At 62.2% G+C, this 13,979-nt stretch carries 13 protein-coding genes; 5 read left to right on the forward strand and 8 right to left on the reverse strand.

Annotated elements, in window-relative coordinates; genetic code table 11:
• Window positions 1–60 precede the first annotated feature (60 nt).
• From DNK49_RS21190 to DNK49_RS21200, 3 genes are all read left to right on the forward strand, one after another.
• Window positions 61–825, forward strand: a complete 765-nt coding sequence (locus DNK49_RS21190) for a TorF family putative porin (RefSeq protein WP_110529596.1) — start codon at window positions 61–63, stop codon at window positions 823–825.
• Window positions 826–901: 76 nt separating this feature from the next.
• Window positions 902–1,240 (forward strand): P-II family nitrogen regulator, encoded by a 339-nt coding sequence (gene glnK / locus DNK49_RS21195; protein ID WP_110529599.1) that lies wholly within the window; start codon window positions 902–904, stop codon window positions 1,238–1,240.
• Window positions 1,241–1,254: 14 nt separating this feature from the next.
• Window positions 1,255–2,637, forward strand: coding sequence for an ammonium transporter (locus tag DNK49_RS21200; RefSeq protein WP_110529602.1), 1,383 nt, complete (start codon window positions 1,255–1,257; stop codon window positions 2,635–2,637).
• A gap of 133 nt (window positions 2,638–2,770) precedes the next feature.
• Here the strand turns inward: DNK49_RS21200 and purU are convergent, their stop codons facing one another.
• Together purU and thrH are read right to left on the reverse strand one after the other, a co-directional pair.
• Window positions 2,771–3,646, reverse strand: a complete 876-nt coding sequence (gene purU, locus DNK49_RS21205; RefSeq protein ID WP_110529605.1) for a formyltetrahydrofolate deformylase — start codon at window positions 3,644–3,646, stop codon at window positions 2,771–2,773.
• A gap of 88 nt (window positions 3,647–3,734) precedes the next feature.
• Window positions 3,735–4,346: a bifunctional phosphoserine phosphatase/homoserine phosphotransferase ThrH gene (gene thrH / locus DNK49_RS21210; RefSeq protein WP_110529608.1), complete on the reverse strand. Its 612-nt coding sequence runs from the start codon at window positions 4,344–4,346 to the stop codon at window positions 3,735–3,737.
• A gap of 183 nt (window positions 4,347–4,529) precedes the next feature.
• Here thrH and DNK49_RS21215 point away from each other — a divergent pair, with 183 nt between their 5' ends.
• Window positions 4,530–5,729, forward strand: coding sequence for an HD-GYP domain-containing protein (locus DNK49_RS21215; protein WP_110529610.1), 1,200 nt, complete (start codon window positions 4,530–4,532; stop codon window positions 5,727–5,729).
• Window positions 5,730–5,777: 48 nt separating this feature from the next.
• Here the strand turns inward: DNK49_RS21215 and DNK49_RS21220 are convergent, their stop codons facing one another.
• The 4 genes from DNK49_RS21220 to DNK49_RS21235 all read right to left on the reverse strand — a co-directional run bounded on the left by DNK49_RS21220 (window position 5,778) and on the right by DNK49_RS21235 (window position 12,008).
• A complete protein-coding gene (locus DNK49_RS21220; RefSeq protein ID WP_110529613.1) occupies window positions 5,778–6,875 on the reverse strand; it encodes a 2Fe-2S iron-sulfur cluster-binding protein in 1,098 nt (365 codons plus the stop codon).
• The gene (locus DNK49_RS21225) at window positions 6,872–7,684 is read right to left on the reverse strand and encodes a PepSY domain-containing protein (protein WP_110529616.1); all 813 of its coding nucleotides are present in this window, start codon (window positions 7,682–7,684) and stop codon (window positions 6,872–6,874) included. Before DNK49_RS21225 ends, DNK49_RS21220 begins: the two co-directional genes overlap by 4 nt.
• A 47-nt stretch (window positions 7,685–7,731) precedes the next feature.
• Window positions 7,732–9,849, reverse strand: coding sequence for a TonB-dependent receptor plug domain-containing protein (locus DNK49_RS21230; protein WP_110529619.1), 2,118 nt, complete (start codon window positions 9,847–9,849; stop codon window positions 7,732–7,734).
• A gap of 227 nt (window positions 9,850–10,076) precedes the next feature.
• Window positions 10,077–12,008 carry an ATP-binding cassette domain-containing protein gene (locus DNK49_RS21235; RefSeq protein WP_110529623.1) on the reverse strand — a complete coding sequence of 644 codons (1,932 nt, stop codon included), beginning with the start codon at window positions 12,006–12,008 and terminating at the stop codon, window positions 10,077–10,079.
• A 68-nt stretch (window positions 12,009–12,076) separates the two neighbouring features.
• Here DNK49_RS21235 and DNK49_RS21240 point away from each other — a divergent pair, with 68 nt between their 5' ends.
• Complete coding sequence (locus DNK49_RS21240; RefSeq protein WP_110529626.1) at window positions 12,077–12,694, forward strand: hypothetical protein; 618 nt, start codon at window positions 12,077–12,079, stop codon at window positions 12,692–12,694.
• Window positions 12,695–13,194: 500 nt separating this feature from the next.
• On the opposite strand, the gene DNK49_RS21245 is transcribed toward DNK49_RS21240, so the two are convergent.
• Both DNK49_RS21245 and DNK49_RS25200 read right to left on the reverse strand, forming a co-directional pair.
• A complete protein-coding gene (locus DNK49_RS21245; protein WP_110529629.1) occupies window positions 13,195–13,548 on the reverse strand; it encodes a hypothetical protein in 354 nt (117 codons plus the stop codon).
• Between the two features lie 7 nt (window positions 13,549–13,555).
• Window positions 13,556–13,801 (reverse strand): hypothetical protein, encoded by a 246-nt coding sequence (locus tag DNK49_RS25200; RefSeq protein WP_110529632.1) that lies wholly within the window; start codon window positions 13,799–13,801, stop codon window positions 13,556–13,558.
• Between the last annotated feature and the right edge of the window lie 178 nt (window positions 13,802–13,979).

Genomic DNA, 13,979 nt, shown 5'->3' on the forward strand with positions numbered 1-13,979 from the left:
TCTGGCACAGTCAATGCTTAGTGAAACTCGCCAAAACACAACTGCTTCAGGAGCCATAACATGCGCAAGAGCCTCATCGCCACCGCCCTCCTCGCCACCCTGCCGATGATCGGCACCGCCCAGGCCGAAGGTCCTCACAGCCTCAGCGGCAACATCACGCTGACCACCGACTACGTGTTCCGCGGCATCAGCCAGTCGCAAGGTCAGCCCGCACTTCAGGGCGGTTTCGACTATGCACACGAGAGCGGCTTCTATATCGGCACCTGGGCCTCGAACGTGGGCTGGGTGGATGATATGGCCAAGAAGAACAACAGCATGGAAATCGACCTTTACCTCGGCTACGCCGGTGAGGCCGGTCCCATTTCCTACGACGTCGGTGCGATCCGCTACTTTTACCCGGGCTCCAGCATCAGCGGCGTCGCCACCCCTGATTCGACCGAGGTCTACATCGCGCTGGGCTGGGAGTTCATCGAGCTGAAGTACTCGCACGCCGTTTCCAAGTACCTGTTCGGCTGGACCGGCACCAACAGCAACAGCACCCGCAACTCCAACTACCTGGAACTGAACGCCGACTACGAATTCGCCGCAGGCTGGACGGCTTCGGCTCACATCGGTCGCCAGATCATCAAGAAGAATGGCGGCGCATCCTACGCCGACTGGGCGGTGGGTATCAGCAAGGATGTCGGCTTTGGCACCGTCGCACTGACCTACTCGGACTCCGACGCCGACGGCAGCTGCTCCAAGGGCGAACCCTACTGTTTCGGCGATACCGGCAAGAACGCTGCCGGCGACCGCTTCGTCCTCTCGTTCAGCAAAGAGTTCTGATCGAACCCGTGCTCCCCGGGCCGCATGACACCGACGGCCCGCACAGGCAAACCCTCGTCATACAGGTGAAGCAACCATGAAATTCATCAGCGCCATCATCAAGCCCTTCAAGCTCGACGAAGTGCGGGAAGCGCTGTCCGCCATCGGCGTACAGGGCATCACCGTCACCGAAGTCAAGGGCTTCGGCCGCCAGAAGGGCCACACCGAGCTCTATCGCGGTGCCGAGTACGTCGTCGACTTCCTGCCCAAAGTGAAGATCGAAGCGGCGATCCGCGACGACATCCTCGACCAGGCCATCGAAGCCATCGAAAAATCGGCCTCCACCGGCAAGATCGGTGACGGCAAGATCTTCGTCTTCGATCTGGAACAGGCGATCCGTATCCGCACCGGCGAAACCGGTTCCGATGCCCTGTAAGGGAGAACTCTGACATGAAAAAACTATTTGCAATCCTGCTGGCGGCGGTGACCGTCGGCCTTTCTGGCGGCGTTTTTGCCCAGGAAACCCCGGCGGCGCCGGTTGTCGAAGCCGTCGTCGAAGCCGCCGCTGCCGTTGAGGCCGCTGCCGAAGCGGCGGTCGAACCGACCGTCAACAAGGGCGACGTGGCCTGGATCATGACCGCCACGCTGCTCGTGCTGTTCATGGCCCTGCCCGGCCTGGCACTGTTCTACGGCGGCCTGGTCCGCTCCAAGAACATGCTGTCGGTGCTGATGCAGGTGATGGTGGTGTTTTCGCTGATTTCCGTGCTGTGGGCCTTCTATGGCTACAGCCTGGCCTTCACCGAAGCCAGCCCCTTCATCGGCTCGCTCGACAAGCTGTTCCTGTCCGGTGTGACCATGGACAGCCTGGCCGATACCTTCAGCGACGATGCCAAGCTGCCTGAATATGCCTTCATCGCCTTCCAGGCCACCTTTGCCGGCATCACCTGCGCGCTCATCGTCGGCTCCTTTGCCGAACGCATGAAGTTCTCCGCCGTGCTGCTGTTCTCGGTGATCTGGTTCACCTTCTGCTACCTGCCGATCTGCCACATGGTGTGGGGCCCGGGCGGCTACCTGCTGGAAGACGGCGCACTCGACTTCGCAGGCGGTACCGTGGTGCACATCAACGCCGGTATCGCCGGTCTGGTGGGTGCCTACATGGTCGGCAAGCGTATCGGCTACGGTCGCGAATCGATGGCTCCGCACTCGCTGACGCTGACCATGGTCGGTGCCTCGATGCTGTGGGTGGGCTGGTTCGGCTTCAACGCCGGCTCCAACCTGGAAGCCACCTCGGGCGCCGCACTGGCCTTCATCAACACCCTGTTCGCGACCGCAGCCGCCGTGCTGGCCTGGTGCCTGGGTGAGGCAATGTTCAAGGGCAAGCCCTCGATGCTGGGTGCAGCCTCCGGTGCCGTTGCCGGCCTGGTGGCGATCACCCCGGCCTGCGGCTCGGTTGGCCCGATGGGCGCCATCGTGATCGGCCTGTTGTCCGGCTTTGTCTGCCTGTGGGGTGTCAATGGCCTCAAGCGCATGCTCGGTGCTGACGACTCGCTCGACGTGTTCGGCGTGCATGGCCTCGGCGGTATCCTGGGCGCCATCCTGACCGGTGTGTTTACCGCACCGAGCCTGGGTGGTACCGGCGCTGAAGACTTCTCGATCGCCTCGCAAGTGTGGATCCAGACCTACGGTGTGATCATCACCATCATCTGGTCCGCTGTGGTTGCCTTCATCGCCTACAAGATCGCCGACATGTTCGTGGGTCTGCGGGTGCCGGAGGAAGAAGAGCGCGAAGGTCTGGACATCACTGCCCACGGCGAAACCGCTTACCACCACTAAGCCATCCGGACGGGCGGAACCGCAACTCCTCCGGTTCCGTCCTGATTCAAGCGCCCTTCGGGGCGCTTTTTTTCGTCCGCAAATAACAAAGGCGCCTCATGGGGCGCCTTTGTTATTTGCGAAGAACGCGGAATCAGCGGAACACGATGGTCTTGTTGCCGTGGGTCAGCACGCGGTCTTCCAGGTGGTAGCGCAGGCCGCGGGCGAGCACGGTCTTTTCGATGTCCTTGCCGTAACGGACCATGTCCTCGACCGAGTCGGAGTGATCGATGCGGATGACGTCCTGCTCGATGATCGGTCCCTGGTCGAGGTCCGCAGTCACGTAGTGACAGGTCGCACCAATCAGCTTGACGCCCTTGGCATAGGCCTGGTGATAGGGTTTGGCGCCAACGAAGCTGGGCAGGAAACTGTGGTGGATGTTGATGATCCGCCCGGGGTAGGCCGCGCATAGCTCAGGCGACAGGATCTGCATGTAGCGCGCCAGCACCATGGTATCGCCGCGCGATTCCTCGAACAGGCGCTGCACCTCGGCATAGGCGCTGGTCTTGTTGTCGGCCGTGACCGGCACATGATGAAAGGGGATGCCGTGCCACTCGACGAAGCCGCGCAGGTCGTTGTGGTTGGAGATGACGCAGGGTATCTCGACATCGAGCTCACGCGACTTCCAGCGCGCCAGCAGGTCGTACAGGCAGTGTTCCTGTTTGCTGACCAGCATCACCACCCGCTTCTTGACTGCGGAGTCGCTGATCTTCCAGTCCATCTCCAGCTCTTCGGCCAGCGGCCGGAAGCGCTCGCGAAACTCGGCGAGATGGAAGGGTAAGGAATCCGCACGGATCTCGATGCGCATGAAGTAGCGCCCGACCGACTCGCCCTCCTGCGGCGGTTCGGCGTGCAGCGAGGTTTCGAGAATCCAGCCCTTGTGCTCGGCAATGAAACCCGACACGCGAGCAACGATGCCAACGCGGTCGGGGCAGGAGGCGGACAGGGTAAAGAAGCGTACGCGATGCATGAGGAGTCGCTTTTAAGAAGACCGCGCCCCGCAGGGCGCAAGGGGATCGGGCTATGGACGTCGTGCCGGCCTGCCGCTTCGTCCAGAATCAGCCGGCCTTGGCAAAGGCCTTGTCGATCTCGGTACGCAGCGCGGTGTAGTCACGCACCACCGGGTACTGCGGAAACTCGCGCACGACGTTTTCCGGCGGATGGAACAGGATGCCGCCGTGGGCCTCACCCAGCATCGCGGTGTCGTTGTAGGAGTCGCCTGCAGCGACGACCTTGAAGTTGAGCTCCTTGAAACGCTTGACCGCCTCACGCTTCTGGTCCGGCATGCGCAGGTGGTAGTTGACCAGGATGCCTTCATCGTTGGCCTCGAGGCTATGGCAGAACAGGGTCGGCAGACCCAGCTGCACCATCAGCGGCTTGGCGAACTCGTAGAAGGTGTCGGACAGGATGACCACCTGATAGGTATCGCGCAGGTCGTCGAGGAAGTCGCGCGCCCCCGCCATTGGCCCCATGCTGGCGATGACCGCCTGAATGTCGGGCAGGCCAAGCTTTTTCTCGGCGAGGATGTTCAGGCGATACTTCATCAGGGTGTCGTAGTTGGGCTCGTCGCGGGTTGTCCGACGCAACTCCGGAATGCCAGTACGCTCGGCGAATTCGATCCAGATTTCCGGAACCAGCACACCTTCGAGGTCGAGACAGACGATACGCACCGGGTACTCCTGATGACTTGATGGTTAAAGGCGGGATTCTAGCATTGCGTTCAAGACAGCTTGCTTTCGACGCACACCCTGTTCGTATGGCCTCCGTGCGAAAGTCCTCGGCCCACTGCTCCTGACACTGGCTCAAGTCATGCCAATGCAGGATACTGCCGCCAATACCCAAAGCACTTAAGCATGATCAAGCTCATCCCCATCGAGAAGCTCCAGCTCGGCATGTACATCCACGACCTCAATTGCGGCTGGATGGAACACAACTTCGTCCGTAACAGCTTCGCGCTGAAGGACGACAACACGCTGCGCAAGGTACGCGAACTGGGCGTGCATGAGATCTACATCGACATTTCCAAGGGCCTGGACGTTGCCGACGCGCCCACGCTGGAGGAGGCCGCGCATCAGGTCGACGAGCAGCTCGAGGCGATCGCCAGCGCAAACCGTGCGCCCATTGCCCCCACGACGCTCGCCGACGAGGTGCAGCGTGCCCGCACCCTGCACCGCGAGGCCAACCGCATCGTCCGCAACATGATGGGCGACATCCGTCTGGGCAAGCAGATCGAGCTGGAACAGATCGAGCCTGTGGTCGAGAAGATCGTCGACTCCATCTTCCGCCAGTCCGATGCGCTTCTGCCGCTGTCACGACTGAAGACCCACGACGAATACACCTTTCAGCACTCGGTATCGGTCTGTGCGCTGCTGACCTCGTTTGCCCGCACGCTGGAACTGCCCCGCGAGATCATCCACGAGATCGCGGTCGGCGCCTTGCTGCACGATGTGGGCAAAGCCCAGGTGCCGGACGAGATCCTGAACAAGCCGGCCAAGCTCACCGATGCCGAATTCGTCAAGATGAAGTCGCATGTGGTGCAGAGCAAGATCATCCTGATGGGCACCCCCGGTATCAGCCCGATCGCGATCGACGTTGCCGCCCAGCACCATGAACGCTATGACGGCACCGGCTACCCGAACAAGCTCAAGGGTGAAGAGATCAGCCTCTACGGACAGATGGGCGCGATCGTGGATGTGTACGACGCGATCACGTCCAACCGCTGTTACCACAAAGGCATGGCGCCAACCGATGCACTGCGCAAGCTGCTGGAGTGGAGCAAGTTCCACTTCAAGCCGGAACTGGTGCAATCCTTCATCCGCTCGATCGGCATCTATCCCAGCGGCTCGCTGGTCCGGCTGGAAAGCGGCCGTCTCGCGATCGTACAGGAGCAGCATGCCGACAAGCTGATGCAGCCCACGGTCAAGGTGATGTATCACAGCAAGGGCCACTACCTGAAACCCGAGCTCATCGACCTGCGCCGCTCGCAGGACCGCATCGTCGCCCACGAGGATTTCGAGAAGTGGAGCATTGATCCGGCGCAATGGCTGCAGTAATCCGGACCTTCGTCAAGCCCGGGCCTGCACGGGCAACACCACGCAAGCTCAGGCCAGACGCAGATCGCTGACCGCCTGGCAGATGCAAGGCAGGATCTCCCCCTGCTGCAACTCGCAGCCCGGAGCAAGGCCCCATCTGACCTCACCCCCCAGCAATTGCATGCGGCACAAACCACAGCTGCCTGCCCGGCACTCGGATGGCGGCGCACACCCAGCCGCCTCAAGCGCATGCAGCAGGCTCGGCTCACCAGCGGTGACCACGCGCTTGCCACCCGGCAAATCGACGTTCTGACCGCTTCCACCCGCACCAAGCGCAGCCCCGAAGGCTTCACGGTGTATCGCCGAAGGCAAGATGCCTGCAGCCTCGAATCCGGCGGTCAACGATGCCATGACGGCATCACTGGCGCACAGATAGAACTGTGCGACCGCCGGATGCAACAGGTGCTCGATGATCCCCGCGGCATCGAGTCGCCCGCGCGCACCCGGCCAGTCGGCCCCGGGGCGCGACACCGTCGGCAGATAGTGGAATGTGGGGAAACGCGCCGCCAGCCGCTCAAACTCCTCGCGATACAGCAGCTCATCCTCATGACGTGCGGCATGGAACAACAACACACGTCCCGGCTCCGAGAGTGCTGCATGCAACATGGCGCGCATCGGCGTGATCCCGATACCGGCGCCGATCAACACCCGCTCTCCGAATGCCGGCTGAAGGACGAAGTCACCCTTGGGGGGCAGCACTCGCACACGCTGGCCGGGTCGCAGGGCATCCCATACCCAGCTCGACATCAAGCCTTGCGGCTCACGCTTGATCCCCAGTTCATACGCCTTGGGCCGCCCCGCCTGCCAGGCTGCAAGCGAGTAGGCTCGACGCACCTCCCGCCCGCCAGGCCCCAGCGGAGCACTCAGCACAACATACTGCCCCGGCATGTAAGCGGGAAGTCTGCGTCCCCAGCGTCGACGCAGCTGCAAACAGACCAGATGCCCTGCCACCTCCTGACGCGCCGTAACGACCAGGTCCAGCGGCCGGGCCGCACGCTCCCGACGCAGGCGCTCCATCAACACCCGCACCCCGTCCACGGTCAACACCGCGATGAAGACGAGTCCCGCGACTGCACCGACGCTCAGCAGCCAGGCAAGCGGATTCATGCAGGATGCGACCTGGACGCCAGCGCATTGGGACCGCTTGCCGCAGCAGGCGCAGAACCAGCCGCGATATTCAACTTGCGCGCCATCTCAGCCTTGCGACGCTCGCCCCGCCACCACATATACACGCCCGTCAGCGACAGCAGGGTCATGGCCAGGCCCACCAGATCGATCCAGATCCACTCCCATGCCTTGCCGAAAAATGCCTTACCTGTGTGCAGATCCATGACCAGCTTGTTCAAGGTGATGGCCTCGACGGCGCCCGCATCCATCGCCGCTGCCGCGACCGCAGCCATCACGGGCATATCGGCCACCCAGCGCTGACCATCGGCACTGACCATGATGCCGTCGTCCTTGAGCACGACGGCCACGGCACCATCGGCACGCAACGCGGCATTCCAGCCGTCCCCCTTGAGCACTCGCCGCCAGTTGCCGCCCTGCTCGACCCAGATGCCATTGCGCGCTGCCACCACCACGCCCCACGGTGCCTCCGCCAATGCCCTCACCGGTACGCCGGCCAGCACGCGCTCCATGATCAGGCGCCCTTCGACGATTCGATAGAGGCCGCCATTTGCCCCGACATAGTCGGTTCCCGCGGTCGTGCGCAGCACCGCTCTTGGCTCGACAGCGGTCATCGCCGCGCGCTCGGTCCGGTAGCCGGGCAACCAGTTTGCCGCAACGGTGACATCCCTGAGCCCCAGGGACTGGTTGTGGGCAATGAAGATCGCCGTCACCGATACGATGAGGATGGGCAGGGCGAGGACCAGGCTGACCCAGATATGCCACTTCCGGCTGTCGAAGCTTGCTTTCATTTCATCACTCCATCAGGTTAGGCAAACACGCATGACCGTGGTCCGGGTCAGAACCGGCTTTCCAGCGTCATCATCACCATCGGGCTGGAACGCTCGCGCTTCCATTCGTCGCTGCTGAAGGCACCTGCCGCGGTGTACTTCACCGTGCGCTCCTCCTTGTCCACCGCGAGAACATTTTTGGCAATCAGTCGCAACTCCGCCATGGAAGAGGCAGCCCAGCCCACATAGAGATCCAGCAGGGTTTGCTGTTCGCGCGTCTTTACCTCACGCACCCCGTCTGCATTGATACCATTGGTGGTGAAACGCGGCTGATGATTGATGTTGATACCGGCCGACCACATCGTCGGCCGATGCAGCCAATCAAGCCCGATATTGCTCATCCGCCTGGGCATGTCCTTGACCTCGCTACTGCCGGCCACACCTGCGACCTTCACTCGCCCGCGCATCTCGCTGTGATTGCCGGTCAGCGACAGCTCGTGCGGCCCATTGCGCAGCAGTGGCACACGCCAGTCGAGTTCTGCCCCCCAGAACATCGCCTCGCCAACGTTGTACGGACGCTCAACGTTCAGCCCGCCCTCCACACGCTGCTCTTTCTGAACGAAATCCTCGACATCGCGGCGGTAGACATTCACCCCGACAATGCCGCGGTTTCCCCAGAAGTACTGCTCCAGCCCCAGCTCGTATCCCACCGCGGTTTCGGGCTTCAGATCCGGATTGCCGCCTTTGTATACACCGCTCTCAAGCTTGATGAAGGGATTGAGCTCATCGTATTTGGGCAACTTGACCGATTTCGCCACACTGGCACGCAGGTTCAGATCCTCCTGCAGGGCCCAGCGGTAGTGGAGCGAAGGCATGGTGCCGACAAGATCCTTCTTGCGCGACGTATCTGCGCTGTCCCGGGACTCACGCGCTGTGCGCTCGACACGTATCCCTGGCGTCAGCCCATGCGCATCGCTGATCCGCCATTCGTCCTGCAGATAGAAGATCTGCCGGGTCTCATCAATGGTGAAGCGATCCTTGGCGTCGCTTTTGTCGGCCCCATTCTCGATCTTGGTCTTTTCGTTCCGGTACTCGCCGTCACGCCACTCCAGCCCGGCCGACACCGTGTGATTCGCACCCAGCGCAAAACTGACCCCGGTGCCGGCATAGATGCCCCGCTCGCGCAAGGTTTCGTCCTCGATGGTCCGTTTGCTCGGATTGCCAGCGGCGTTGTACTCCAGACTCTCGACGTCCTTGGTTTCCTTGGCCTCCTGGCTACCTGCCTTGACGAACCAGTCGCCCCACGACGTCCGGCCGTCGTACCGCCCCCCCAGACGCGAGACATTGTCTGACTTGTCCTCGTCCTTGAGCGTCCGCTTGGTCAAGGTGCCGCTGCCGTTGAGGGTCGACGTGTCCTCATCCTTCATTTCACGCCCATTGGACATGAAGGGCTCCAGCGTCAGTCGATCCTCACCAAAGTGCCACACGAAACGTGGGGCAAACAGCGTTTCGTCCTTCTTGACCGGCTTGGCCTTGGGCTCGGCGTTCTTGACGGTTCCATTGGCGTTGTAGGTGACCTTGTCTTCCTTGACATCCTCGGCACCCACGGTGTGCGACGCCGCCAGCAGGACATCCAGATTCCCGAAGCTGCGCGACCACTGCGCAACCACATCGCCAACGTCCAGATCGCCATTGCGGCCAGCAGCTGCACGTAGGCGGGTCACGCCGTCGGCCCGGCGCTTGAGCACGATATTGATCGTGCCGCCAATGCCGGCCGAGTCATACATTGCGCCCGGGCTGCGGATGATCTCGATGCGTTCGATCATGTCGGCAGGCAAGCGGTCGACCTGGATCTGTCGCTCTTTCTTGGCCGACGGAATCGGCTCGCCATTGATCAGGAACTGTGTGTAGCCCTTGTCCAGTCCGCGAATCCGGATGTCCTTGGTCACCCCGGCAGGGCCGGTGAAGGTCATCCCCGGCAGGCGCCGCAGGACATCGCCCACCGTCGCATCACCATACCGTTCGACCTCGACCTCGGAGATGATGATCTTCTGGATATCCTGATGTTTGCGCTCGATCTGCGCATCCCGCTGATCGAGCACGACCACATCGGCAAGGGATTTAGGCTCGTCGGCACACACAACCGACACCGGCAAGACCAAGCCAGCCACCAACAGAGCCGGCATACGAATACACACAGGGCGCACGATTCCATATCCTGGAAAAGGATTGCTGGCTGGCTTGGTGCACGCGCGCTGCGCTGCCCTGGCTGGCTGAATTTGTCGTTATGGCTCAATACCGGGCGCGGCACTGCGCAACCATAATAATGAGACTGATTCTTATTTTATTGACAAACAAGCCCGTGTAAAGCGCTATTGCCAAAGTTGTTGTATTTTCCATACAGAAAGAAGGGTCAATCGGCCGGCATCCCCTCCAGCAGCTCGGAGATCTCCAGCCAGCGCATCTCTGCCGTTTCGATCCAGCCTGCCAGCTCTGCCTGGCGCTTGAGCAAGGTCTGCAGCTGGGCGGTGTCGCCTCCACTGTAGAGCGCGGGGTCGGCCAACCGGGTGTCGAGCAGCGCCTTCTCGCCATTCCACCCCGCCAGTTTCTTGTCGATCTGATCGAGCTCCTTGACCAGGGGGCGACGGGCGACGATCCGCGCCTGACGCTCTGCGGCGGCCTGCTCGCGATCCGCCTTGCGCGCGGCCTTGTCCGCGGCCTGATCAGGGCACTGTGCAGCCGCCCCGGCTTCGGCCCGGCGGGCGGCCAGCCAGTCCCGGTAGTCGTCGAGATCGCCGTCAAAGGGCTGGATGCGCCCACCATCCACCAGCAGGAAGCGGTCGCAGGTCGCGCGCAGCAGCGCGCGGTCGTGAGACACCAGCACCATGGCCCCCTCGTAGTCCTGCAGCGCCATGGTCAGCGCATGGCGCATCTCGAGGTCGAGGTGGTTGGTCGGCTCGTCCAGCAACAACAGGTTTGGGCGGGTCCAGATCAGCAGCGCCAGCGCCAGCCGCGACTTCTCGCCGCCGGAAAACGGTCCGCAAGGCGTCGTCGCCGGTGTGGATGTCCCACCTACGCCGTCACCACGAAAATCGAAGCCGCCGAGATAGTCGCGCAATTCCTGCTCGCGGGTCTGCGGATCGAGCCGGGCCAGGTGCTGCAAGGCCGATTCGTCCGGACGCAAGGTCTCGAGTTGATGCTGGGCAAAATAGCCGGTGACCAGACCCTTGCCTTCGAGTCGCTTGCCCGCCGCCAGCTGCAATTGCCCGGACAGCAGCTTGATCAGCGTGGACTTGCCCGCGCCGTTGCGGCCAAGCAAGCCGACACGCTCGCCCGGCCGCAAGGTAATGCCGATGCGGTCGAGGATCGTCCGGTCGCCATAACCCACCGCGCCGTCCTCGATCTGCAGCAAGGGATCGGGTGCGGGCGGGCTGTCGCGAAAGCTGAAGGTGAATGGGGTATCGACGTGCGCAGCGGCGATGCGCTCCATCCGCTCCAGCGCCTTGATGCGGCTCTGCGCCTGACGAGCCTTGGTCGCCTTGGCACGGAAGCGCCGGATGTAATCTTCCATGTGCGCGATGTCACGCTGCTGTCGCTCGAACATCGACTGCTGCTGGATCAGGCGTTCACCACGCTGCCGCTCGAAATCGGAGTAGCCGCCGGTGTAGAGCGTGAGCTTGAGCTGCTCGATATGCGCCACATGGGTGACGCAGGCATCCAGGAACTCTCGATCGTGGGAGATCAACAGCAGCGTGCCGCGATAGTCGCGCAGCCACTGCTCCAGCCACATCACCGCATCGAGATCGAGGTGGTTGGTCGGTTCGTCAAGCAGCAACAGATCGGAACGGCACATCAGCGCCTGCGCCAGATTCAGTCGCATGCGCCAGCCACCGGAGAAGTCGGCCACCGGCCGTTCGATATCCGTGGGCAGAAAGCCCAGGCCATCGAGCAGCGCGGCTGCCCGCGAGCGGGCGGCATAGCCGCCGATCTCGTGCAGCCGCGCGTGAAGCTCGCCGATATGGGCGCCATCATGTGCGGATTCGGCCGCGGCCAGATCCCGCTCGACCTGGCGCAACTCGGCGTCACCGTCGAGCACATAGTCGATCGCGGGCTGCGGCAGACCGGGTGTCTCCTGGGCAACGTGGGCAATCACCCAGCCAGGCGGAATTTCCAGATCGCCCTGGTCCTGATGCAATTGATCGCGCAGCAGCGCAAACAGACTGGACTTGCCGCTGCCGTTGGCGCCCGTCAGGCCGACCTTCCAGCCAGGGAAGATCTGTAGCGAAGCACCCTCGATCAGGGTTTTGGCGCCGCGGGCGAGGCGCAGGTTGCGAAGGCTGATCACGAATGGAAACGCGTTTCTGGTGATAAAGGCGCTATTCTACGCATCCCGTCACGTGCCCTGCCTGTCGCATGATTTCGAGCCCGATTCTCCGCACCACCACCTGCGCGCTGCTGCTTGGCCTGCTTGCCCCCGTGTCCCTTGCTGCCGAAGCCGATGTCACTTCACGCATCGAACGCCTCAAGACCGAAGCCCAGCAGCTTCGTGACCAGGCGGAGCAGACCTATCAGGTGACAGAACCCGGTTGCTATGATCGCTTCCGTGTCAATGCCTGCCTGGATGACGCCAAGAAGGCGCGCCTGGAAACCATTCGCCAGGCACGCGCGCTGGAATCCGAAGCACGCAAGCTGGAGCTTGCCGAACGCCAGCGTGTCGCCACAGAGGTCATGAAGCAGAACCCGGGAGCCCCACAGCAGCCAGCCCTCCCCTCCCCTGCTGGCGATGCGCGCATTCAGCCCTCACCCGAGGCCGAGCGCCTGCGCACCGAGCGCGCCCAGCGCGCCGAACAGGCCGAGATCGACGCCCGCGCCGCACGTGCCGCGCAGGATATGGAACGGGCCCGTGCCCGCGGCAAGGCCGACGCCGAGGCTGCCGCACGTGCAGAGCAGGCTGCCCGCGATCGCGCCCGCTACGAGGAGCGCATCCGCGAGTACGAAGAAAAGAAAGCCCGCGATGCGGCCGGACGCTGACTGCAGCTTTCATATCATTGACAATTGAATCAATGGAATAGACGCCACTCCCGATGACGACCACGTCATCGCCGCCACCGTCATCGCCGCCACCGTCATCGCCCACGCCGATCTCATCGTCTAGGGCGATGCCGATCTGTTCACCCTCCGCGCCTGCCAGGGCATCCCCATCGTCACGCCCGCTCAAGCCTTGCAGACAATCGGAGCCGGGTGAAGTAACAGTTGATCATCGCGCGAGTGCTTTCTCAAAGCACATCGCGGGGATACGATCTCAGACCGTGACAGCGCTCTGCAGCTTCACCTGAGGAATAGCCACAGCCCCCCCATCAGTGCGGTTGAGTCGCCCCGGGTTCCGTGGAGGCCGGGGCGATTCAGAACAGGCCGGAGTGGTATGTGGTTTACATCATCAAGGGGACTTCCTTTCCTGAACGAAGGGCCGCAACCCCGGCCCTTCTCGTGTCGGCTATCACTCACTGCCAAAAAGACGAGGGGATAAGGCTTCAGCTATCTGTCACAAGCCGGCACGGGGGGTAGTCGGCAGCACAAAATCGGGCGCGAATCTTCCCACTCGGCGAGAAGGTAACCAACACAACATCCGATTCATCCTCTTGAGGTAGGAACTCAAACACACGTAGCGGACCGTCATTTTCGAGAGCGATGGTTAGGTTACTGACACCGTGCAGAGCAATCATTCCCGGCTCTCGCCCAGGATATTCGGGTAATCCATCAAAGTTGCTGTACAAATCGTCAAAGTGGAATTCAACCCTCCTCTCGCTGGGCAACCATGTCAGGCATGCGACGGTCGAATCGTGCATACCTCCCATTCTTTTAAGAAAGTCGTAGAAATCTTTCACGGCGACCTCATGGCGCAGCAATGTTGCCGGGGATAGTCCACCAAAGTGGTGGGGCGAGCGATGGAATCATCCGCACACAACGGTAGATTATGTAAGCACCAGCGGCGGTAGTAACTACTGTCGCGACCTTCTGCTTGCAGTCGTCACCGCACGCTTTTCCATCGCCCGGAGGATCAGGAACCTCGGTTCCAGGCGGCAGATGATCGTCGCCTCCATTGTGGTGCCAATGGTCTTTACCTCTCCAGCCCGGCATCCCAGACCGACCTTTGTGCCAGTCGAGTACATCACCACTCGGATGCCGCCATCCAGGGCAATCGCACCTTCATGTCATCACCCCGAGCAGTTCTGCGCGAAATTTGTCCGACGTAGCGGCCAGCATGCGCTTGGTCTTTATGCTGCCCTTGCGTGATGTGTTCAATCGGAGGAGGTTC

Origin of the sequence: Parazoarcus communis SWub3 = DSM 12120 (assembly GCF_003226565.1) — a bacterium.
Lineage (GTDB): Bacteria > Pseudomonadota > Gammaproteobacteria > Burkholderiales > Rhodocyclaceae > Parazoarcus > Parazoarcus communis.

Excerpts from the sequence above, each read along its gene's own strand:
- DNK49_RS21190 (WP_110529596.1), top strand. The coding sequence starts at position 61 with ATGCGCAAGAGCCTCATCGCCACCGCCCTCCTCGCCACCCTGCCGATG.
- glnK (WP_110529599.1), top strand. The coding sequence starts at position 902 with ATGAAATTCATCAGCGCCATCATCAAGCCCTTCAAGCTCGACGAAGTG.
- DNK49_RS21200 (WP_110529602.1), top strand. The coding sequence starts at position 1,255 with ATGAAAAAACTATTTGCAATCCTGCTGGCGGCGGTGACCGTCGGCCTT.
- purU (WP_110529605.1), bottom strand. The coding sequence starts at position 3,646 with ATGCATCGCGTACGCTTCTTTACCCTGTCCGCCTCCTGCCCCGACCGC.
- DNK49_RS21215 (WP_110529610.1), top strand. The coding sequence starts at position 4,530 with ATGATCAAGCTCATCCCCATCGAGAAGCTCCAGCTCGGCATGTACATC.
- DNK49_RS21220 (WP_110529613.1), bottom strand. The coding sequence starts at position 6,875 with ATGAATCCGCTTGCCTGGCTGCTGAGCGTCGGTGCAGTCGCGGGACTC.
- DNK49_RS21225 (WP_110529616.1), bottom strand. The coding sequence starts at position 7,684 with ATGAAAGCAAGCTTCGACAGCCGGAAGTGGCATATCTGGGTCAGCCTG.
- DNK49_RS21230 (WP_110529619.1), bottom strand. The coding sequence starts at position 9,849 with ATGCCGGCTCTGTTGGTGGCTGGCTTGGTCTTGCCGGTGTCGGTTGTG.
- DNK49_RS21240 (WP_110529626.1), top strand. The coding sequence starts at position 12,077 with ATGATTTCGAGCCCGATTCTCCGCACCACCACCTGCGCGCTGCTGCTT.
- DNK49_RS25200 (WP_110529632.1), bottom strand. The coding sequence starts at position 13,801 with ATGCCGGGCTGGAGAGGTAAAGACCATTGGCACCACAATGGAGGCGAC.